At 72.7% G+C, this 19,043-nt stretch carries 19 protein-coding genes; 8 read left to right on the top strand and 11 right to left on the bottom strand.

What is annotated here, in order from left to right; all coding sequences use genetic code 11:
- Positions 1-3: 3 nt before the first annotated feature.
- From ACGRHY_RS04145 to ACGRHY_RS04130, 4 genes are all read right to left on the bottom strand, one after another.
- Complete coding sequence (locus ACGRHY_RS04145) at positions 4-984, bottom strand: ABC transporter permease (RefSeq protein ID WP_394634028.1); 981 nt, start codon at positions 982-984, stop codon at positions 4-6.
- Positions 981-2,123 carry an ABC transporter ATP-binding protein gene (locus tag ACGRHY_RS04140; RefSeq protein WP_394634027.1) on the bottom strand — a complete coding sequence of 381 codons (1,143 nt, stop codon included), beginning with the start codon at positions 2,121-2,123 and terminating at the stop codon, positions 981-983. The genes ACGRHY_RS04145 and ACGRHY_RS04140 overlap by 4 nt, the downstream gene beginning before the upstream one ends.
- 173 nt (positions 2,124-2,296) lie before the next feature.
- Positions 2,297-3,973 carry an ABC transporter substrate-binding protein gene (locus tag ACGRHY_RS04135; protein ID WP_394634026.1) on the bottom strand — a complete coding sequence of 559 codons (1,677 nt, stop codon included), beginning with the start codon at positions 3,971-3,973 and terminating at the stop codon, positions 2,297-2,299.
- A 136-nt stretch (positions 3,974-4,109) separates the two neighbouring features.
- The gene (locus ACGRHY_RS04130; RefSeq protein WP_394634025.1) at positions 4,110-4,349 is read right to left on the bottom strand and encodes a LacI family DNA-binding transcriptional regulator; all 240 of its coding nucleotides are present in this window, start codon (positions 4,347-4,349) and stop codon (positions 4,110-4,112) included.
- Between the two features lie 419 nt (positions 4,350-4,768).
- On the opposite strand from ACGRHY_RS04130, the gene ACGRHY_RS04125 reads away from it, so the two are divergent.
- Positions 4,769-6,100 carry a ricin-type beta-trefoil lectin domain protein gene (locus ACGRHY_RS04125; RefSeq protein ID WP_394634024.1) on the top strand — a complete coding sequence of 444 codons (1,332 nt, stop codon included), beginning with the start codon at positions 4,769-4,771 and terminating at the stop codon, positions 6,098-6,100.
- A gap of 51 nt (positions 6,101-6,151) precedes the next feature.
- Here ACGRHY_RS04125 and ACGRHY_RS04120 read toward each other — a convergent pair whose 3' ends face one another.
- Both ACGRHY_RS04120 and ACGRHY_RS04115 read right to left on the bottom strand, forming a co-directional pair.
- Positions 6,152-6,520 (bottom strand): GNAT family N-acetyltransferase, encoded by a 369-nt coding sequence (locus tag ACGRHY_RS04120; RefSeq protein WP_394634023.1) that lies wholly within the window; start codon positions 6,518-6,520, stop codon positions 6,152-6,154.
- A 178-nt stretch (positions 6,521-6,698) separates the two neighbouring features.
- Complete coding sequence (locus ACGRHY_RS04115; RefSeq protein ID WP_394634022.1) at positions 6,699-6,914, bottom strand: dodecin; 216 nt, start codon at positions 6,912-6,914, stop codon at positions 6,699-6,701.
- Between the two features lie 221 nt (positions 6,915-7,135).
- Between ACGRHY_RS04115 and ACGRHY_RS04110 the strand changes: the two genes are divergently transcribed.
- Complete coding sequence (locus ACGRHY_RS04110) at positions 7,136-8,635, top strand: glycine hydroxymethyltransferase (protein ID WP_394634021.1); 1,500 nt, start codon at positions 7,136-7,138, stop codon at positions 8,633-8,635.
- Positions 8,636-8,668: 33 nt separating this feature from the next.
- Positions 8,669-9,370 (top strand): DUF1707 SHOCT-like domain-containing protein, encoded by a 702-nt coding sequence (locus tag ACGRHY_RS04105; RefSeq protein WP_394634020.1) that lies wholly within the window; start codon positions 8,669-8,671, stop codon positions 9,368-9,370.
- Positions 9,371-9,382: 12 nt separating this feature from the next.
- On the opposite strand, the gene ACGRHY_RS04100 is transcribed toward ACGRHY_RS04105, so the two are convergent.
- Positions 9,383-10,834 (bottom strand): CoA transferase, encoded by a 1,452-nt coding sequence (locus tag ACGRHY_RS04100; RefSeq protein WP_394634019.1) that lies wholly within the window; start codon positions 10,832-10,834, stop codon positions 9,383-9,385.
- A 136-nt stretch (positions 10,835-10,970) separates the two neighbouring features.
- Here ACGRHY_RS04100 and mmpA point away from each other — a divergent pair, with 136 nt between their 5' ends.
- Positions 10,971-11,135, top strand: a complete 165-nt coding sequence (gene mmpA / locus ACGRHY_RS04095) for a morphogenic membrane protein MmpA (RefSeq protein WP_394634018.1) — start codon at positions 10,971-10,973, stop codon at positions 11,133-11,135.
- Between the two features lie 52 nt (positions 11,136-11,187).
- On the opposite strand, the gene ACGRHY_RS04090 is transcribed toward mmpA, so the two are convergent.
- The gene (locus ACGRHY_RS04090) at positions 11,188-12,420 is read right to left on the bottom strand and encodes a saccharopine dehydrogenase family protein (RefSeq protein ID WP_394634017.1); all 1,233 of its coding nucleotides are present in this window, start codon (positions 12,418-12,420) and stop codon (positions 11,188-11,190) included.
- Between the two features lie 29 nt (positions 12,421-12,449).
- Here ACGRHY_RS04090 and ACGRHY_RS04085 point away from each other — a divergent pair, with 29 nt between their 5' ends.
- Positions 12,450-12,866, top strand: a complete 417-nt coding sequence (locus ACGRHY_RS04085; protein ID WP_394634016.1) for an MmcQ/YjbR family DNA-binding protein — start codon at positions 12,450-12,452, stop codon at positions 12,864-12,866.
- A 75-nt stretch (positions 12,867-12,941) separates the two neighbouring features.
- Here ACGRHY_RS04085 and ACGRHY_RS04080 read toward each other — a convergent pair whose 3' ends face one another.
- From ACGRHY_RS04080 to ACGRHY_RS04070, 3 genes are all read right to left on the bottom strand, one after another.
- Positions 12,942-13,187 carry a DUF397 domain-containing protein gene (locus ACGRHY_RS04080; RefSeq protein WP_394634015.1) on the bottom strand — a complete coding sequence of 82 codons (246 nt, stop codon included), beginning with the start codon at positions 13,185-13,187 and terminating at the stop codon, positions 12,942-12,944.
- Entirely contained in the window at positions 13,184-14,059 is an 876-nt protein-coding gene (locus ACGRHY_RS04075) for a helix-turn-helix domain-containing protein (RefSeq protein ID WP_394634014.1), read from the bottom strand. The genes ACGRHY_RS04080 and ACGRHY_RS04075 overlap by 4 nt, the downstream gene beginning before the upstream one ends.
- A gap of 415 nt (positions 14,060-14,474) precedes the next feature.
- Entirely contained in the window at positions 14,475-15,119 is a 645-nt protein-coding gene (locus ACGRHY_RS04070; RefSeq protein WP_394634013.1) for a dihydrofolate reductase family protein, read from the bottom strand.
- A 331-nt stretch (positions 15,120-15,450) separates the two neighbouring features.
- Here ACGRHY_RS04070 and ACGRHY_RS04065 point away from each other — a divergent pair, with 331 nt between their 5' ends.
- Genes ACGRHY_RS04065 through ACGRHY_RS04055 form a run of 3 tightly spaced genes read left to right on the top strand, consistent with a single transcriptional unit; the run spans position 15,451 to position 19,000 of the window.
- Positions 15,451-16,605 (top strand): CaiB/BaiF CoA transferase family protein, encoded by a 1,155-nt coding sequence (locus ACGRHY_RS04065; protein WP_394634012.1) that lies wholly within the window; start codon positions 15,451-15,453, stop codon positions 16,603-16,605.
- Positions 16,602-17,744 (top strand): acyl-CoA dehydrogenase family protein, encoded by a 1,143-nt coding sequence (locus tag ACGRHY_RS04060; protein WP_394634011.1) that lies wholly within the window; start codon positions 16,602-16,604, stop codon positions 17,742-17,744. Before ACGRHY_RS04065 ends, ACGRHY_RS04060 begins: the two co-directional genes overlap by 4 nt.
- A 29-nt stretch (positions 17,745-17,773) precedes the next feature.
- The gene (locus tag ACGRHY_RS04055) at positions 17,774-19,000 is read left to right on the top strand and encodes an acetyl-CoA C-acetyltransferase (RefSeq protein ID WP_394634010.1); all 1,227 of its coding nucleotides are present in this window, start codon (positions 17,774-17,776) and stop codon (positions 18,998-19,000) included.
- The last annotated feature ends 43 nt before the right edge of the window (positions 19,001-19,043 follow it).

Genomic DNA, 19,043 nt, shown 5'->3' with positions numbered 1-19,043 from the left:
GGGTCAGCCCTCCTTCCGGGTGCGCGGGTCGAGGATCATGTAGAGCAGGTCGGCCAGGAGGTTGGCGGCCAGCACGGCCAGGGTGATGATCAGGAAGACGCCCTGCATCAGCGGGTAGTCCTTGGCGCCGACGCCCTGGAAGAGGACGTAGCCGATGCCGGGATAGGAGAAGACCATCTCCACCAGCAGCGTGCCGCCGACGATGAAGCCCAGCGAGAGGGCGAAGCCGGAGACGTTGGGCAGGATCGCGTTGCGGGCTGCGTAGGAGAACATCACCCGGCGCTCGGGCAGCCCCTTGGCCTGGGCGACCATCACGTAGTCCTCGGAGGAGACGGTCACCATCATGTTCCGCATCCCCAGCACCCAGCCGGCCATCGCGCTGAGCACGACGGTCACGCCCGGCAGCACCGCGTGGTACAGCGCGCTGGAGACGAACGCCCCGCCGAGGGAGGGCACCAGGGAGGCGTCGTAGCCGCCGGAGGCGGGGAAGAGCGGCCACTGCACGGCGAACACCGCGATGGCGATCAGCCCCAGCCAGAAGTACGGGATGGCCGAGATGAAGGTGGTCACCGGCAGCAGCCCGTCCAGCCAGGAGCCGCGCTTCCAGCCGGCGAAGACGCCGATGCCGGTGCCGAGCAGGAAGCTGATCAGGGTCGTGGTGCCGACCAGGGCCAGCGTCCACGGCAGGCTCTGGGAGATCACCTCCGAGACGGGGGTGGGGAAGTAGGTGAACGACGTCCCCAGGTCCCCGCGGGCCAGACTGGCCCAGTAGTCGGTGTACTGCCGCCACAGCGAGCTGTCCCGGTCGAGCCCGAAGAGGGTCTCCAGGGAGGCGATGGACTTGCTGGAGAGCTGGCCCCGGTAGCGGGCGAGCAGCGACTGCACCGGGTCGCCGGGCATCAGCCGGGGGATGAGGAAGTTGATGGTGATGGCCGCCCAGGCGGTCAGCAGGTAGAACGCCAGGCGCTGGAGGACGAACTTCACGACGCGGCCCCCCGCCCGGCCCCGGTGGTCGACGCGTTCCCGGCGGGCGGGGCGTCCGCAGAGGTGTCGTACAGCCAGCAGGCCGCCCACTGGCCGCCGTCGAGGTCGAAACGCGGCGGGGTCCGGTCGCGGCAGCGCTCCATCGCCAGTGGACAGCGCGGGTGGAAGCGGCAGCCGGCGGGCGGCGAGATCAGGCTGGGCGGCTCGCTCGCCGACGGGTCCGCGGTCTCCCCGCCGTCTCCGCCGCCCTCGCCGCCCCCGGTGACCCGGTCCGGGTCGGGAGCGGAGGCCAGCAGCAGCCGGGTGTAGGGGTGGGCGGGGCGCTGGGTGACGGTCTCGCTGTCGCCGCCCTCGACCATCCTCCCCGCGTACATCACCAGCGTCTCGTCCGCGAAGTAGCGGGCGGAGGCGATGTCATGGGTGATGTAGAGGATGGCCAGGTCCAGCCGCTCCCTCAGGTCGCGCAGCAGGTTGAGCACGCCCAGGCGGATGGAGACGTCCAGCATCGAGACCGGCTCGTCGGCCAGCAGCACCCGCGGATCGGCGGCCAGGGCGCGGGCGATGGCCACCCGCTGGCGCTGCCCGCCGGACAGCTCGTGCGGGAAGGCGTCCAGATAGCGGGAGGCCGGGGTGAGCTGCACCCGTTCCAGCAGGGCGGCCAGCGCCTTCTCCAGCTCCGCCGCACCGCTGCCGGCCCGGCCGTGGATACGCAGCGCGCGGGTGAGGTGGTAGCGGACGGTGTGCACCGGGTTGAGCGAGGCGAACGGGTCCTGGAAGATCAGCTGGACGTGCCGGCAGTACGCGCGGAACGCCCGCCCCCGCCCGGTCCGCACCGGTCTCCCGTCCAGCCGGATCTCCCCGGCGGTCGCGGGATGGAGCTGGGCGAGCAGCCGGGCGACTGTGGACTTGCCCGACCCGGACTCGCCCACCAGCGCGGTCACCGAACCGCGGCGCAGCCGCAGCGACACGTCGTCCACCGCGTGGACGGCCCGGCGCTTCCCGCCCAGCAGCGCGCGGGCACCGCGCCGCACCGGGAAGTGCTTGCTCACCCCCTCGGCCTCCAGCACCACGCGCCCGTCGGGTCCGGGGGCGCGGTCGGGTGGTGGTGCGGCGTGTTCTTCGGAGCGTTCTTCGGACATGACTCTTCCTGTCGTCCCTGTGGTCATGGCTGTTCGTGCCGCCTGTGCCGCCTGTGCCGTGTGCGCGGGGAAGCCGGAGGTGCCGGACGGGGCCCGCCCCGCCGCGGTGCGGGGATGGGATGGGGTGTGCGGCGGGGCGGGCGGCCCGCCCGGCGTCCGGCGCCCGCGTGCCGTCAGGAGGCGGGGCGCAGGTGCAGGACGACGTCCAGGGAGTTGGGCTGGGTGGGCTGCGGCGGCGCGTACGGGTCGGACTCCGAGGGCCAGCCGACCCAGTTGCGGGTGCTGTACTCGGCACCGATGGGAGCGGCGGCGGTGGCGATGAGCGGCACTTCCTCGACCATGATCCGCTGGAGCTCGTTCAGCGCCTCGGTGCGGGTGCCCTCGTCACCGGCGTTGGCGTACTCCTTGAGCGCCTCGGTGGCCGCCTTGTCGCGGAAGCGGCCGAAGTTGCCGCCGGGGGAGGCCTTGCCGACCGGCTGGTACAGCTCGCCGTCCATCACGTGCTGGTACATGTCGTACGGGGTGGCGCCGCTGTTGGTCCAGTGCAGGCTGGCGTCGAAGTCGCCCTCGTTCATCGCGGTGGTCCAGGCGTCGACGGTCTGGGTCTTCACCTTGGCCTCGATGCCGATCTTCTTGACGTTGTCCTTGATGATCGACAGGCCGGTGAGGTAGTCCGACCAGCCGGCCGGGTCGGTGAGCGTCATCGTCACCGGCTTGCCCGAGGGGTCCTTCAGAACGCCTCCGGCCAGGGTGTAACCGGCCTTCTTCAGCTCCTTCCTGGCGGCCTCGACGTCCACCTTGTGCTTCTCGCCCTTGTACTCGGGCGCGACGAAGGGCTCGCCGGCGGGCAGCGGGATGCCCGTCACGCTCTCGATCTCCGGGTAGAGCGTGGCCTGCGCCCGGACGTGGATGGCCTCGCGGTCGACGACGTGGTTGATGGCGCGGCGCAGCGCCGGGTCGTCGAAGGGCTTCCTGGCGGTGTTGAACCACAGGCCGTGGACGCCCAGTCCGGAGGGGAACCAGAGCTTGTGGTGCTCGGGGTCCTTGGCGACGTAGATCTTCTCGTAGTCGGGAGTGAAGACGAAGGACCACTCGCAGGTGCCGTTGGCCAGGGCCGTGGTCTGCGCGTTGTTGTCGTTGTAGGAGGTGTAGCGCAACTCCTCGACCTTGGGCCTGCCCTGCCAGTAGGTGTCGCGGGCGGTGAGGGTGATGGTCTGCGGCGTGAAGGTCTTGAGCGTGTACGGGCCGGTGCCCACGGGCTTCTTGTTGGGCCAGGTCTCGGGATTCTCCACCTCGGACCAGATGTGCTCGGGCACGACGAAGGTGGTCAGGATCTTGCTCTGGTTGACGAACTGCGACTCGGGGAAGGTCAGCTCGACGGTGTCGCCCTCGCGGCTGATGCCGTCGTAGGGGACGGCGTTGGTGTTGAGCGCCTCGTTCCCCTTCAGCAGCCGGAAGGTGAACTCCACGTCCCCCGCGCCGAACTCCTTCCCGTCGGACCAGGTGGGTCCGTCCTGCACGGTCAGGGTGAGCTTCCTGTAGTTGTCCGACCACTTCCACTCGCTGGCCAGCCAGGGCGTGCCCTTGTCGGCGGGTCGGACGCCGTTCACCATCACCAGCGGCTCGTAGATCATGTGGCGGTAGCCCAGGGAGGCGCCCGCGGAGGTGCCCAGGAACGGGTTGCTGTTGTCGGTCTGCGGGCCGTTGGGCATGCCGACGGTGAGCACGCCCTTGTCGCCCTTGGCCTGCCCACCGCCCGCACCGGGGGCGCCCGCTGTGCAGCCGGCGAGCAGGGCAGTGGCGGCGAGGGCCACCGCGACGGCGGTTCTGGTCCGGGCTCGGACTCTCATGGTGTCTCCTCCTGGGTCTTTCCTGTTCGATCGCTTTGGGTGAGGGAGCGATCCCGGCTGGTTATGAGAGCGCTCTCAAAATGGTTGGGTGCCTGCGCTTGAGAGCGCTCTCATCAGGGTTCCGCAGCGGTGCGGGTCAGGGGCGGGGTTTCTGGGGTGCGAGGACCGGGCCGGTGGCCGCCAGCGGTCTGCGGCGCCCGAGGCCCGGCAGCCGGTGTGCCGCCTGCCCGTCGCCGAGGGCGTTGGTGGTGGCGACGGAGGGGAACCCCGGGTGGCGGACGCGGCCGTCCACCCCGCCCTCGGCGTTGAGTGCCCGGGAGACGGCCGACCCGCTGACGCCGGCCGCGCGGGCGACGTCGGCGGTGGTGAGGCGCATGGGCACTCCTCCGGCGGCTCGGTTCGGCGGCACCGGTTCCGGGACCGGTGCCGGGCATGGGCACGGAGTCAAACGGCAGCGAGCAAGGGCGTCAAGACTTCACGTCAAAAATGGGTGTCACTGTTTGAGAACGCTCTCAAGAGCGCTCTCTCATTCATTTCTTGAAGCTGATTGGTCTCGTTCAAGCTCTTGACGGCCAGGTTTCCCCGGGAGTTGACTCACTGCCCGAAGCAAGCCCGGAACGCGGGCGGTCGGTACGCCGAGCGCTGCCCGCCCGCTCCCGTCCGCACCGCGCCCTCACCGTGCACGAGGCGGCTCCATGCCCCGCGGCCGCCGTGCGGTCACACGCCCGCGGCCCGTACACGGAGGGAGCGGCCCCCACCGCCGGATCCTCCGGACGACAGACGGATGTGATGGTCATGCACCCAACAACCCCCCACCCTCCCCACGACCCTCCCCGCGGCAGGAGCAGCCGGCCCCGACGGTCCCGACGCGGGGCGGCGGCGACACTGCTGGCGCTGGCCGCGACCCTGGCGGTCACCGGCACCGCGGCCGCCGGCCCGGCGGGCGAGACCGCCCGGAAGGCCGTCCAGAAGACCGAAGCGGCCCCGGCGGCGGTGCTGTTCGAGGAGAACTTCGACGGACCCGCCGGATCGGCGGTCGACGGCCGCAGATGGCAGCTGGAGACCGGCGACAACAGCGGCAACAACCACGAGCGGCAGTACTACACCCCGGGCAACGCCAACGCCGCGCTCGACGGCAACGGCAGTCTGGTGATCACCGCCCGCAAGGAGAACCCGGGTGACTACCAGTGCTGGTACGGGCGTTGCGAGTACACCTCGGCCCGGATGAACACCGCCGGGAAGTTCACCACCACCTACGGCCACATCGAGGCCCGGATGAAGCTCCCGCGCGGCCAGGGCATGTGGCCGGCGTTCTGGATGCTCGGCCACGACATCGGCAGCGTCGGCTGGCCCGACAGCGGCGAGATCGACGTCATGGAGAACGTCGGCTACGAGCCCGGCACCGTGCACGGCACCCTGCACGGCCCCGGCTACTCCGGCGGCGAGGGCGTCGGCGCCGGCTACACCCTCTCCGGCGGCCGGGCGTTCGCCGACGACTTCCACACCTTCGCCGTCGACTGGTCCCCGAACTCCATCACCTGGTCGGTCGACGGCCAGGTCTACCAGCGCCGCACCCCGGCCGATCTGGGCGGCGACCGCTGGGTGTTCGACAAGCCGTTCTTCCTGATCCTCAACCTCGCGGTGGGCGGCGACTGGCCGGGTCCGCCGGACTCGAGCACCGTCTTCCCGCAGAAGCTCGTCGTCGACTACGTCCGCGTCACCAGCGGCGACGGTGGTGGGGGGGAGCGCACCGGCACCATCACCGGTCTGGCGGGCAAGTGCCTGGACGTGGCCTGGGCGGACACCGCCAACGGAACCCCGGTGCAGATCCACGACTGCAACGGAAACGCCGCCCAGCAGTGGACCGTCGGCACGGACGGCACCATACGGGCGCTCGGCAAGTGCCTGGACGTCTCCGGCGCGGGCACGGCGGACGGCACAGCCGTCCAGATCTGGGACTGCAACGGCACGGCCGCCCAGCAGTGGGTCGTCACCGAAGCCCGGGACATCGTCAATCCCAACTCCGACAAGTGCCTGGACGTGAGGGACAACAACTCCGCCAACGGCACGAAGACGCAGATCTGGACCTGTTCGGGCAACGCCAATCAGAAGTGGAACACGCCCTGATCCCGGCTTCGTCCAGGGCCTGAGGGGGTGCCCGGCGGGCGGCGCCCCGCGCTACCCGCCGGCCTCCCCGGCCTCCCCGGCCTCCCCGGCCTCCCCGGCCTCCCCGGCCTCCCCGGCCTCCTCTGCCACGAGGTCCCGGTACCCGGGGTGCATGACGAGCCACTGCTCGACGAAGGAGCAGGCCGGCCGGACCCGCAGGCCGCGCCGCCGCGCGTCGTCCAGCGCGGTCCGCACCAGCCGGTCGCCGATGCCCCGGCCGCGGAAGGGCCGGGACACCACCACCCGCGGATAGGTCACCAGGCCGTCGTCGCGTACGTAGTCGGCGAAGCCGGTGAGGGTCGCGCCGATCCTGGCCTCGAACCGGCCGTGGGCCGGGGCGTCGGTGATCGTGACCTGGCTGTTGGTGGCTGCCGTGGGCATACCGCGTTCCTCTCGGAATGACCGAATCGCCCGGAAAGTGGCAAGGGGCGTCTTTCCGGGCGTCCGAGTGCCACGCGACGGCGTTCCTATCCCTCCCGGCCCGGCGAGAAGGGTGAACCGGGTGGGAAGGGCACTCCGGCGGGTGCTTGCCGCGGCGGTCCCGTTCCCCGCTCCTCGCCTACGCCTCGCCCTCCAGGCGGAACCCGACCTTCAGTCCCACCTGGTAGTGGTCGACCTGGCCGTTCGAGATGTTGCCGCGGACCTGCGTCACCTCGAACCAGTCCAGGTGCCGCAGTGTCTCCGAGGCGCGGGCGACCCCGTTGCGGATCGCCTGGTCGACACCCTCGTGCGAGGTGCCGACGATCTCGGTCACCCGGTAGGTGTGGCTGGACATGGTGCCTCCTGCGAAGGGTGGGGCGATCGGTTCTCGTCTCCACGGTGCCCCAGAGCCGTGCGGTCCGCGAGTGCTAGGCTCCGGACGGGCCGTGACTGGCGCGTAGGGATGGGATCGACCATCGGGGAGCGGCCCGCGCGCCGGGTGACGAGCCCGCCGCGCCGAAGAGCCGCGTGCCTGGGCCGCCCGCACCGTCGTCGAGGACGTCAAGGAGGAGGCCCATGGCCACCGCACCCACCCCGCACACCGGCGCCGCCGCCCGGAGCGCAGCCGGGAACACGGCGAGCACCGCCGCCACCGCGTCCACCGCCTTCGGCAGCGCCCTGGACGTGATCCGCGCCGTCGAGCCGCGCGTCGCCGACGCCATCGGCGCCGAGATCACCGACCAGCGCGCCTCCCTCAAGCTGATCGCCAGCGAGAACTACGCCTCCCCGGCCGTGCTGCTGGCCATGGGCAACTGGCTCAGCGACAAGTACGCCGAGGGCACCGTCGGCCGCCGCTTCTACGCCGGGTGCCGCAACGTCGACACCGTCGAGGCGCTGGCCGCCGAGCACGCCCGCGAGCTGTTCGGCGCCGACCACGCCTACGTCCAGCCGCACTCGGGCATCGACGCCAACCTCGTCGCCTTCTGGTCCGTCCTGGCCCAGCGCGTGGAGAGCCCCGCCCTGGAGCGCGCCGGGGCCAGGCACGTCAACGACCTGTCGGAGCAGGACTGGGCCGAGCTGCGGCGCGCGCTGGGCGACCAGCGGATGCTGGGCATGTCCCTGGACGCCGGCGGCCACCTCACCCACGGCTTCCGCCCCAACATCTCCGGCAAGATGTTCGCCCGGCGCAGCTACGGCACCGCCCCGGCCACCGGCCTGCTGGACTACGACGCGGTGCGCGCCGCCGCCCGCGAGTTCCGCCCCCTCATCCTGATCGCCGGCTACTCCGCCTACCCGCGGAAGGTGAACTTCCGGATCATGCGGGAGATCGCCGACGAGGTCGGCGCCACCCTGGTGGTCGACATGGCCCACTTCGCCGGACTGGTCGCCGGCAAGGTCTTCACCGGCGACTTCGACCCCGTGCCGCACGCCAACATCGTCACCACCACCACCCACAAGTCCCTGCGCGGCCCGCGCGGCGGCATGGTGCTGTGCGACGAGGCGCTGGCCGAGCACGTGGACCGCGGCTGCCCGATGGTCCTCGGCGGCCCGCTGCCCCACGTCATGGCCGCCAAGGCCGTGGCGCTGGCCGAGGCCCGGCAGCCCGCCTTCCGCACCTACGCGCAGCAGGTGGTGGACAACGCCGCGGCCCTCGCCGAGGGGCTGATGCGCCGCGGCGCGCGCCTGGTCACGGGCGGCACCGACAACCACCTGGCCCTGGTGGACGTCGCCGGCTACGGCCTCACCGGCCGCCAGGCCGAGGACGCGCTGCTGGACGCCGGCATCGTCACCAACCGCAACGCCGTTCCGCGCGACCCCAACGGCGCCTGGTACACCTCCGGCATCCGCATCGGCACCCCCGCCCTGACCACGCGCGGGCTGGGAACGGCCGAGATGGACGAGGTCGCCGACCTGATCCACACCACCCTCACCGCCGCCGAGCCGGGCACCACCGCGGCCGGCGCCACCTCCAGGGCCCGGTACCTGCTGGAGCCGAAGATCGCCGAGGCCGTCGCCGGACGCGCCGCCGACCTGCTGGCCGGGCACCCGCTCTACCCCGGCATCGACCTGGCCTGACGGCCGGCCGGGCCCGGCCGGTAGCCTGCCGCCATGACCGACGATCTGCCCGAGATGAGGGCCTCCGACACCGACCGGGAGCGGGTGGCCGAGGTGCTGCGCGAGGCGGTGGCCGAAGGGCGCCTCGACATGGAGGAGTTCCAGCAACGGCTGGACTCCGCCTATGCCGCGCGCACCCAGGGCGAACTGGCCCCCCTGATCAAGGACCTGCCCCGGACAACCGCCCCCACCACCCCGGCCGAGCCCGCCCGGGCCGGCCGCGGCTGGGCCGACCGCTTCGGCGGCAGCGCCACCTCCCGCGGCGCAGTGGCGATCATGGGCGGCTTCGTACGCAAGGGGCCGTGGACCGCTCCCCGCCGCTTCACCTGCTTCGCCTTCTGGGGCGGCGGGGAGATCGACCTGCGTGAGGCGTACTTCGAGGACCGTGAGGTGGAGATCCGCTGCTTCGCGATCATGGGCGGCGTCAACGTGATCGCCCCGGAGGAGGCCGAGGTCGACGTACGCGGCATCGGTGTCATGGGCGGCTTCGACCACAGCGCCGCGGGCCGGGGGGAGCCGGGCGCACCGCGCGTGGTGGTCAGCGGCTTCGCCTTCTGGGGCGGCGTCGGGGTCGAGCGCAAGCGCAGGCGCGCGGAACGCCGGGAGCGCAAGCGACTGGACGGCGGGCACGACCACGGCCACACGTACGGCCACGGGCACGGCCATGACCGGAGGCGTGAGGACCCGGACGGCTGACCCGCCGCCCCCTCACCCCCACACCGGCTCGTCCCCGCCCGGCCGCCCCGGCGGCCGGGCCCAGCCCTCCGGCCCGCCGTCGTAGGCCACCGGGGAGACGGCGTGGCGCAGCCGGCCCGGCGGGCCGCCCGTCTCGACGAGCCAGCCGGCCGGGTCGTACGGCTCCCGCACCTCGTCCGGTTCCTCCGGCTCCCGCGCTCCCTCCAACTCGTGCTGCAGCCAGTGCGCGGTCCGCGCCAGCGCGAGCCGTACGCGCCGCGAACCCCCGCCGTCGCGCTGGTCGGTGAGCGAGCGCAGCACGGCGGCGGCCAGCAGGTAACCCGTGCCGTGGTCCAGGGCCTGCGCGGGCAGCACACCCGGTTCGCCGTCCGGCCCGCCCTCGGTCACGGCGATGCCGCTCGCCGCCTGCACCAGGCTGTCGAAACCCCGCCTGCCGCCCCACGGACCGGTGCCGGGCCCGCCCCAGGCGCTCAGCTGAGCCACCACCGCACCCGGCCGCCGCCCGGCCAGCTCCCCGGCCGACAGCCCGAAGCGGTCCAGCACGCCCGGACGGTAGCCGGTCACCACCACATGGGCCTTTCCCAGCAACTCCTCGAAGGAGGCGCGGCCTGAGCGGGACGCCAGGTCCAGCAGGGCCGACCGCTTGCCGAACCCGCTGTCGGCGTGCGCGTCCGCGCTCTCGGGCAGGTGCGGCGGGTCGATCCGCAGCACGTCGGCGCCCAGCAGGGCGAGGGTGCGGGTGGCCACGGGACCGGCGATGACACGGGTGAGGTCCAGCACGCGCAGCCCGGCGCCGGAACCCGATCCCGAGCCGGGGGAGGGCAGCGGCAGTGCCGGCGCGTCGTCCAGCCGCTCCATCCCCACCAGCGGGAGCCGGGCCACGGCCGCGCCCTGCGGATGCGCCGACCACTGCCCGGGCGTACGGACGGCGACGGCCAGACCGCCCGCCGCGTACACCGCCTCCTCGACCTCCTCGGCGCGGCGCTCCGCCAGCACGGCGGCGACCCGGGCGGCCAGCGCCTCGTCGGCCGGTGCCCCGCCGCCGTCCGGTGCACCGAGCGCGGACAGCAACCGGGCGCGGTGATGCGGGTAGTTGGCGTGAGTGCGCAGCCAACCGCCGCCGGTGCGCCAGAAACGCGACAGCGGCGCGAACGTGGCCGGCGCGCGCCCGTCGATCCGCAGATGGCGCTCGCTGACGAACGCGGTGGCCACCGCCCCGTCGTCCACCCCGACCCCGGGCACGGCCGTCCCCGTACTCCCCGTGACGGAGCGGGTCCCGAACTCGGCCGCCGCCAGCGCGCACACCGCCACGGTGGAACGCGCCAGCTCCCGCACCGGCAGCCGGGCGGGCAGCACACCGCCGGTTCCGTCAGGGAGGACTCGGGGGACGAGACGGACACGTTCGCACAGACCGGGATCGCCGCCGAGTGCGGCCCACACCCGGGCCCAAGACCGTTGATCCATGCACGCATTGTGCCCCGCGACCCCGCGACCCCGCGCGGAGATCGCGTTGTCAGTCCCCGCACCTAGCTTGATCCCTTACGCGGATGAGTACGCGTACGGATGTTTGGAAGCCGTGGTGAGACGGCACTCTGAGTGCATGGAGCGGATCATGGAGAACGTGCACGGAACCCCCGAAATGTCCCCTTCCCTGGCCCCGGACCTCGGGCGCGGCCCCGTCCTGGCGCTCGCCCTGGCGGGCACGCTCGCCGTGGGCTGGGTGATAGCCATGCTCTGCGTCATAGCCTCCTGGGTGACGGGCTGACCGCCCGCCACCCGGCCCCTGGTACCGGCCGGTCCCGGCCCGCCCGCGACGCTCAGCGGCGCTCCGTGGAGGAGGCCACCCGGAAGCCCATCCCGGCCCGCACCAGCCGGTCGATCAGCGCGTTCCCCATCGCCACGGCCGTGGTGACCTGGCCCGAGGTCTGCGGCAGGTCGTCCAGCGCCAGACAGAGCGCCGACTCGGCCAGCATCTTCGCGGTCTCGTCGTAGCCCGGATCGCCACCGGACACCTCCGTCACCACCCGACGGCCGCCGCCCTCCCCGAAGAAGCGGACCTTGAACCAGCTCTCCGCCCGCTTGCGCGGACTCGGCCCGTCGCCCGGAGCCAGCCGGGCCGACAGCGCGCGGCGCGCGGCCGGGAGCTGCGCGGCGGCGAAGAGCGCGCCCAGGCCCGCGATGCCGCCCACGGCCACGGGCAGCCTGCGGACGGCCGCGTAGTGCCGGTAGCGGAAGTCCGGGCCGTAACGCTCCAGGGCGGCCGCCGACCGGGCCACGATCCGCGGATCGACCGTCGGCAGCGGCACCGCCCACACCCCCGCCTTCCCGCTGCGGCGCGGCCGGTCCAGCGGCGCGCTGACCCGGCGCCCGGCCGGACGGGACTCCACCCGCCGCCGCTCCAGCGCCGCGGCCCGCATCTGCCGGCCCCGGGAGAACGCCGTCAGCGCGGAGGCGAACGTCCCCCCGGAGAAGGCGCCCGACGCCCGCACATAGCCGTCGATCCGCAGCGGCACCCCCTCGGGAAGACGCTCGACGGTGTACAGCACGCCCAGGTCGTGCGGCACCGAGTCGAAACCGCAGGCGTGCACCAGCCGAGCCCCGGTACGGCGGGCCCGGTCGTGGTGGCGCAGGTACATCATGTCGACGAACTCCGGCTCGCCGGTGAGGTCGGCGTAGTCCGTCCCGGCCTCGGCGCACGCGGCCACCAGCGGCTCCCCGTACTCGACGTACGGGCCGACGGTGGTGGCCACCACCGCGGTGCTCTCCGCGACCGCGCGCAGCGAGCCGGGATCGGTGACATCGGCGTGCAGCAGCGGCAGTTCGGCGCAGGCCGGGTTGATCCGCGCCAGCCGCTCGCGCAGCCGCAGCAGCTTGTCGCGGTTGCGCCCGGCCAGCGCCCAGCGGCATTCGCCGGGGGCGTGGGCGGCCAGGTACTCGGCCGTCAGCCCGCCGGTGAAACCGGTCGCACCGAACAGCACCACGTCGTACTCGCGGTCGTTGCGGGGCACTCCTGACCTCCTGGGGGTGAGAGGGGCGGTGGACGGAACCATCTGTCGGTGCCCGACCCTACGGTGGGGGCATGGACGAGCGTGCGAAGGGGCGCGGCGACGCGCGGGCGGTACGGGAGCGGGTGCGTGAGTTCGCCCTCGAACTGCCCGGCGCCTACGAGGACTTCCCCTGGGGGGAGCCCGTGGTCAAGGTGAATCGGAAGATCTTCGTCTTCCTCTTCCTCGGGCACCTCGTGGCGGGGCGGGGCGACTCCCCGCCCACCGTCACCGTCAAGCTCACCGACCCCGAGGCACACGCCCACGCGATGTCCGCCCCCGGCGCCGTCCCCACCGGCTACGGACTCGGCCGGGCGGGCTGGGTGACCATCCCGCTGGGAGAGCCGGACGCCCCGGACGCGGAGCTGCTGCGGGAGTGGCTCGAGGAGAGCTACCGCACCATCGCGCCCAAGCGGCTGGTGGCGGAGCTCGACGCGCGAGCGGCCGGCTGACGGCCCGCCGCCGCCCCGGGCGGAACGCCCCGCACCGGAGGCGTTCCGGTGCGAGGCGTTCGGCTGCGTGAGCGGTCAGCTCCGGGCCGCGTAGGCGAGGAAGCCGCTCCACGCCTCCGGGGTGATGGCGAGCTGAGGGCCGTCCTTGTCCTTGGAGTCCCGCACATGGACGGTGCCGGGGCAGGAGGCGACCTTCACGCAGTCGCCGTCTCCACCACTGCTGTGGCTGGACTTGTGCCAGGAGAGGGCGACCTCGACGCAGTCACCGCCGGAGCCGCTGCTGTAGCTGCTCTTGAACCAGGACAGTTCCGTGCTGCTCATGCTGCTCCTCGCATCCGCCGCAACAGGCTCACGGAGTCTTCGGGAGCAAGAGCCTGCGAACGCGTCCTGGCATACCGCATCCGGAGAATGCTCAGCTCCCTGTGGTCGCTGATGAACAACCCACCCCGCTGGCCTTCGTTGTAGGCGAACCATCGGTTGTCTGGAGTCTCCAGAAGCTGCATTGAGCCGTCCAGACCCGCATGGTTCCCGCGCACCAGCGGCATGATCTGCACCTCCACGTTCCGCAGCTTCGAGATCTCCAGCACGTGGTCGATCAGCTCACGCGTCACCTCCGGGCCGCCCGTCTGCCGCAGGAACAGGTGCTCTTCCAGAACGAAGCCGAACGTGGTGCCGGGGCGTTCGCGCAGCAGACGCTGCCTCTCGGCCCGCGCCGCCCACTGGGCCTCGATCTGGTCGTCACTCAGCAGCGGAAGCTGGTTCACGAAGAGCGTGCGCGCGTAGGCCTCGGTCTGGAGCAGGCCCGGGATCAGGCGGCACTCGTACGTGTAGAGGTTGATCGCCTCCGTCTCCAACTGGGCCCACTGGTGGAACCAGTCGGCCGGCCCCGGCCGCCGGGTCAGATGGCGGGCCGCGCCCTTGACCGTGCCGAACGCGTCCAGGACATCCTCGGCGCTTTCGACGAAGTCCCGTGGCGGAAAGCGGCGACCCTGCTCGATGGAGGCGACCGTCTCCGGTGAGTACCGCACCTTCGGGGCCAGCGACTCCTGGGTCAGACCCGCCCGCTTGCGGAACGCCCCGACGACCTCGCCGAACGCTCTGAGGCTGTCCAGCCTCTCCGGCTCGGTGTGGTCGCCGTCCTCCTGGGGGAAAGCCGCCATGCCGCCGTTCCCGCCCGTGCCGTTCGCTGTCATCGCCGATCTCTCCCGTATGTCCGACCGGCTGATCCGCCGTCACGGAAGGTAACTCGCATGGCCCCTTCCGCGTACTCGTACGCCGACTCCGCGTAAGGCAGCGGAACCGGTCGAACCCCTCTGACCAGGCCGGATCGAGGCCGGGGCGCAACCCGTTCCCCCCCTCAAGGGGCAGCTACCGCAAGTGTGTTCATCCAGCGGTTCAGCTCCATCCCGCTGGGCGCCCGGCTCGCCCGGCACCTGACCCTGCGCCGGCAGCACGACCGGGGCTTCCCGTGCGGCCCTGACCGATGCAGGCAGTGGCCGGGGGCTGCTCCTCGTCTATGCGCCGGCCTCCCGGTGGGGGGCGCTGGACCGCGAACCGGTCGGCAGGACCGTCCACGCCGAAGCCGGCTTCACCTGGTGCGGGACGGCATCAGCCGTCGCGCCCGGCGCCTCGATCGGGTGCGCTCATGTCCCCCGTCCCGGGCGTGCCGTCGGCGAGCCCGTAGCGCAGGTACACGGTGCCCTTCGGGCCGACTGCCGGCGGTTCGAGGAGTGTGACGTTCGTGGGCACCGCGCCGCCGTCGAACACCTTCTTCCCGAGGCCGAGCACGATCGGGTGCACCCAGAGGTCGAGACGGTCGAAGAGTTTCTCGCGCAGGAGGGTCTGCACCAGGTTCAGGCTCCCGACGACCTTCACGTGCTCGTGCCGGTCCCGGATCTCGCGCACCGCGCGGGCCAGATCCGGGCCGAGTCGAGTGGACCCGGCCCACGAGAGGTCGGGCCTGCCGCGGGAGGCGACGTACTTAGGGACGCTGTTGAAAAGCGTGGCGATCGTGTTGTCCTCGCCGCCCTCCTGGTACGGCCAGTAGGCGGCGAAGATGTCATACGTCCGCCGACCGAGCAGGAGCGCGTCCGTGCCCTCGTACGCGGCACCGACCTGTGCCCCGGTGACCTCGTCCATAAGGGGTGCCTGCCAGCCGCCGAACGGGAACCCCACCGGGTCCTCGTCGGGGCTGCCGGGTGACTGGCCGACGAGGTCGAGGGTCACGAACAGTTCGATGTGGATGAGGCCCATGTCCACTTCCGATGAGTTGGTTGTTCCGGTCGGAAGGCAGACCCGTGGGCGGCGGCAGACTCATCGCCGCGACGGCGTCCGGCTTCGTACTCGCCGGCCGGAACCCGCCGTGAGGGTCTACGGCGACGAGGCCGCTGTCGGCGACCCCGGAGCGAATATCCGGCCCTGGGGGGGGCGGGCGCCCGTGGGAGGACCCCGGCTGGGCTACCGGAGTGGCGCACCTGCCGTTCCGCGGGGGTTGTGGAAAGCGGACCGCGTTCTTAGCATCACCGGTGTTACATCATTGGTGTCATGCGGTCGCGGCGCGGCGGCCCGGAAGTCTGGAGACCGGATGGCAGCGGCAGGCGCAGGCCCCGGACCGCTGGCCGGAGTGCGGGTGGTGGAGCTGGCGGGCATCGGCCCGGGCCCGTTCGCCGCGATGCTCCTGGCCGACCTCGGCGCCGATGTCGTCCGCGTCGACCGGCCCGGCGGACAGCCGCTGGGCATCGACCCCGCCCTCGACGTCACCGGCCGCAACAAGCGCTCGGTGATCGTCGACCTCAAGGCGGACGGCGGCCCCGACGCCGTACTCGACCTCGCCGAACGCGCCGACGTGCTGATCGAGGGCTGGCGTCCCGGCGTCGCCGAACGCCTGGGCGTCGGTCCCGCGCCGTGCCTGGCCCGCAACCCGAAGCTGGTCTACGGGCGGATGACCGGCTGGGGCCAGGACGGCCCCCTGGCGGCCAGCGCCGGGCACGACATCGGCTACACCGCCGTCACCGGCGCACTGGGCATGATCGGCCCGGCCGCCGGACCGCCCGCGATCCCCGCCAACCTGCTGGGCGACTACGCCGGCGGCTCCCTCTACCTCGTCGTCGGCGTCCTCGCCGCCCTCCACCACACCCGCGCCGAGGGCGGGAGCGGCCAGGTCGTGGACGCGGCCGTCGTGGACGGGACCAGTCATCTGACCGCGATGATCCACGGCATGCTGGCCGCCGGGGCCTGGCAGGACCGCCGGGGCGCCAACCTGCTGGACGGCGGCTGCCCCTTCTACGGCGTCTACGAGACCGAGGACGGCGGCTGGATGGCGGTCGGCGCGCTGGAGCGGCCGTTCTACGACGAGTTCGTCCGCCTGATCGACCTGGACGAGCAGGCCGCCGCCGACCGGGACGACCCCGCCCGCTGGGACGGGCTGCGCCGGGCCGTCGCAGCCCGCTTCCGCACCCGCACCCGCCGGGAGTGGACGGGGGTCTTCGAGGACACCGACGCCTGCGTGGCCCCCGTGCTCTCCCTGCGCGAGGCCCCCGCCCACCCCCACCTGGCCGCCCGCGGCACCTACACCGAGTACGCGGGAGTCGTCCAGCCCGCCCCCGCCCCCCGCTTCTCCACCACCCCCGGCGCGCTGCGCCGCCCGCCCGCCGTCCCCGGCGCGGACGCCGCCGAGGTGGCCCGCGAATGGCACCTGCCCGCCCCCGCGCCCGGCCCACGACAGGAAGGCTCACGATGAAGCGGAAGATCTTCACCGAGGACCACGAGGCCTTCCGGCGGACGGTCCGGGCCTTCCTGGAACGGGAGGTGCTGCCGCACTACGAGCGCTGGGAGCGCGAGGGCGCCGTCGACCGCGACGTGTGGCGCGCCGCCGGGCGCCAGGGCCTGCTGGGGGTGGCCGTCCCCGAGGAGTACGGAGGCGGCGGGCAGGACGACTTCCGCTACGGCGCCGTACTGGCCGAGGAGTTCACCAAGGCCGGCACGCCCGGCCTGGCGATCGGCCTGCACAACGACATCATCGGCCCGTATCTGACCTCGCTGGCCACCGAGGAGCAGAAGCAGCGCTGGCTGCCCGGCTTCTGCTCCGGCGAGACGATCACCGCCATCGCCATGACCGAGCCCGGCGCGGGCTCCGATCTCCAGGGCATCCGCACCGCGGCCGAGGACCGCGGCGACCACTGGGTGCTGAACGGCTCCAAGACCTTCATCTCCAACGGCATCCTGGCCGATCTGGTGATCGTCGTCGCCAGGACGACCCCCGAGGGCGGCGCCAAGGGGCTGAGCCTGCTGGTCGTCGAGCGCGGCACGGCCGGCTTCGAGCGCGGCCGCAACCTCGACAAGATCGGCCAGAAGTCCCAGGACACCGCCGAGCTGTTCTTCCACGACGTGCGCGTGCCCAAGGAGAACCTGCTGGGCGAGCGAGACGGCGCCTTCGTCCACCTGATGACGCAGCTCGCCCAGGAGCGGCTGGCCATCGCGGTGGCCGCCGTCGCCGGCGCCGAGCACCTGCTTCGGATCACCCGCGAGTACGTCACCGGGCGCGAGGCGTTCGGCCGGCCGCTCGCCCGGCTCCAGCACATACGCTTCGAGATAGCGGAGATGGCCACCGAGTGCGCCGTCACCCGCGCCTTCGCCGACCGCTGCATCGAGGAGCACGTCCGCGGCGAGCTGGACGCCGTCCACGCCTCGATGGCCAAGTGGTGGGCGACCGAACTGCAAAAACGCACCGCCGACCGCTGCCTCCAGCTCCACGGAGGCTACGGCTACATGGCCGAGTACCCCGTCGCCAGGGCGTTCACCGACGGGCGCATCCAGACCATCTACGGCGGCACGACCGAGATCATGAAGGAGATCATCGGCCGCTCCCTGCTCTCCTGACCCACCCTCCCCGGAAGGCATCTTCGACCGTGACGACCCACGCGAGCAACGACGCGTACATCTACGACGCCATCCGCACCCCGCGCGGGCGCGGCAAGGCCGGCGGCGCCCTGCACGGCACCAAGCCGATCGACCTGGTCGTCGGCCTGATCCACGAGCTGCGCCGCCGCTTCCCCGGCCTGGACCCGGCCGCCATCGACGACGTCGTGCTCGGCGTCGTCACCCCCCTCGGCGACCAGGGCGCCGACATCGCCCGCACCGCCGCCATCGCCGCCGGACTGCCCGACACCGTCGCCGGCGTCCAGGAGAACCGCTTCTGCGCCTCGGGACTGGAGGCCGTCAACCTGGCCGCCGCCAAGGTCCGCTCCGGCTGGGAGGACCTGGTCCTGGCCGGCGGCGTGGAGTCGATGTCCCGGGTGCCGATGGGCTCCGACGGCGGCGCCTGGGCCATGGACCCGATGACCAGCTTCGAGACCTCCTTCGTCCCCCAGGGCATCGGCGCCGACCTCATCGCCACCATCGAGGGCTTCTCCCGCCGCGACGTGGACGAGTACGCCGCGATGTCGCAGGAGCGCGCGGCCACCGCCTGGAAGGAGGGCCGCTTCGACCGCTCGGTCGTCCCCGTCACCGACCGCAACGGCCTGGTCGTCCTCGACCGCGACGAGCACATGCGCCCGGGCACCACGGCCGACTCCCTCGCCTCCCTCAAGCCCTCCTTCGCCACCATCGGCGAGGCGGGCGGCTTCGACGCGGTGGCGCTGCAGAAGTACCACTGGGTGGAGGAGATCGACCACGTACACCACGCGGGCAACTCCTCCGGCATCGTGGACGGCTCCGCGCTGGTGGCCGTCGGCAGCCGCGAGATCGGCGAGCGCCACGGCCTCACCCCCCGCGCCCGGATCGTCTCGGCCGCCGTCTCCGGCTCCGAGCCGACGATCATGCTCACCGGCCCGGCCCCCGCCTCCCGCAAGGCGCTGGCCAAGGCGGGGCTGACCGTCGAGGACCTGGACCTGGTGGAGATCAACGAGGCGTTCGCGGCCGTCGTCCTGCGCTTCGTACGCGACATGGGCCTGCCCATGGAGAAGGTCAACGTCAACGGCGGCGCCATCGCCATGGGCCACCCGCTGGGCGCCACCGGCGCGATGATCCTGGGCACCCTCGTCGACGAGCTGGAGCGCCGCGACAAGCGCTACGGCCTGGCCACCCTCTGCGTCGGCGGCGGCATGGGCGCCGCCACCGTCGTCGAACGGCTCTGACCGGCTCCGACCGGCCCCGCGCCCCCCGAACCCACCGACGCAG

Origin of the sequence: Streptomyces shinuiensis (genome assembly GCF_043660855.1) — a bacterium.
Classification (GTDB): domain Bacteria; phylum Actinomycetota; class Actinomycetes; order Streptomycetales; family Streptomycetaceae; genus Streptomyces.
The sequence above is the reverse complement of the archived record's forward strand: the minus strand, read 5'-3'. Positions and strand labels throughout refer to the sequence as shown.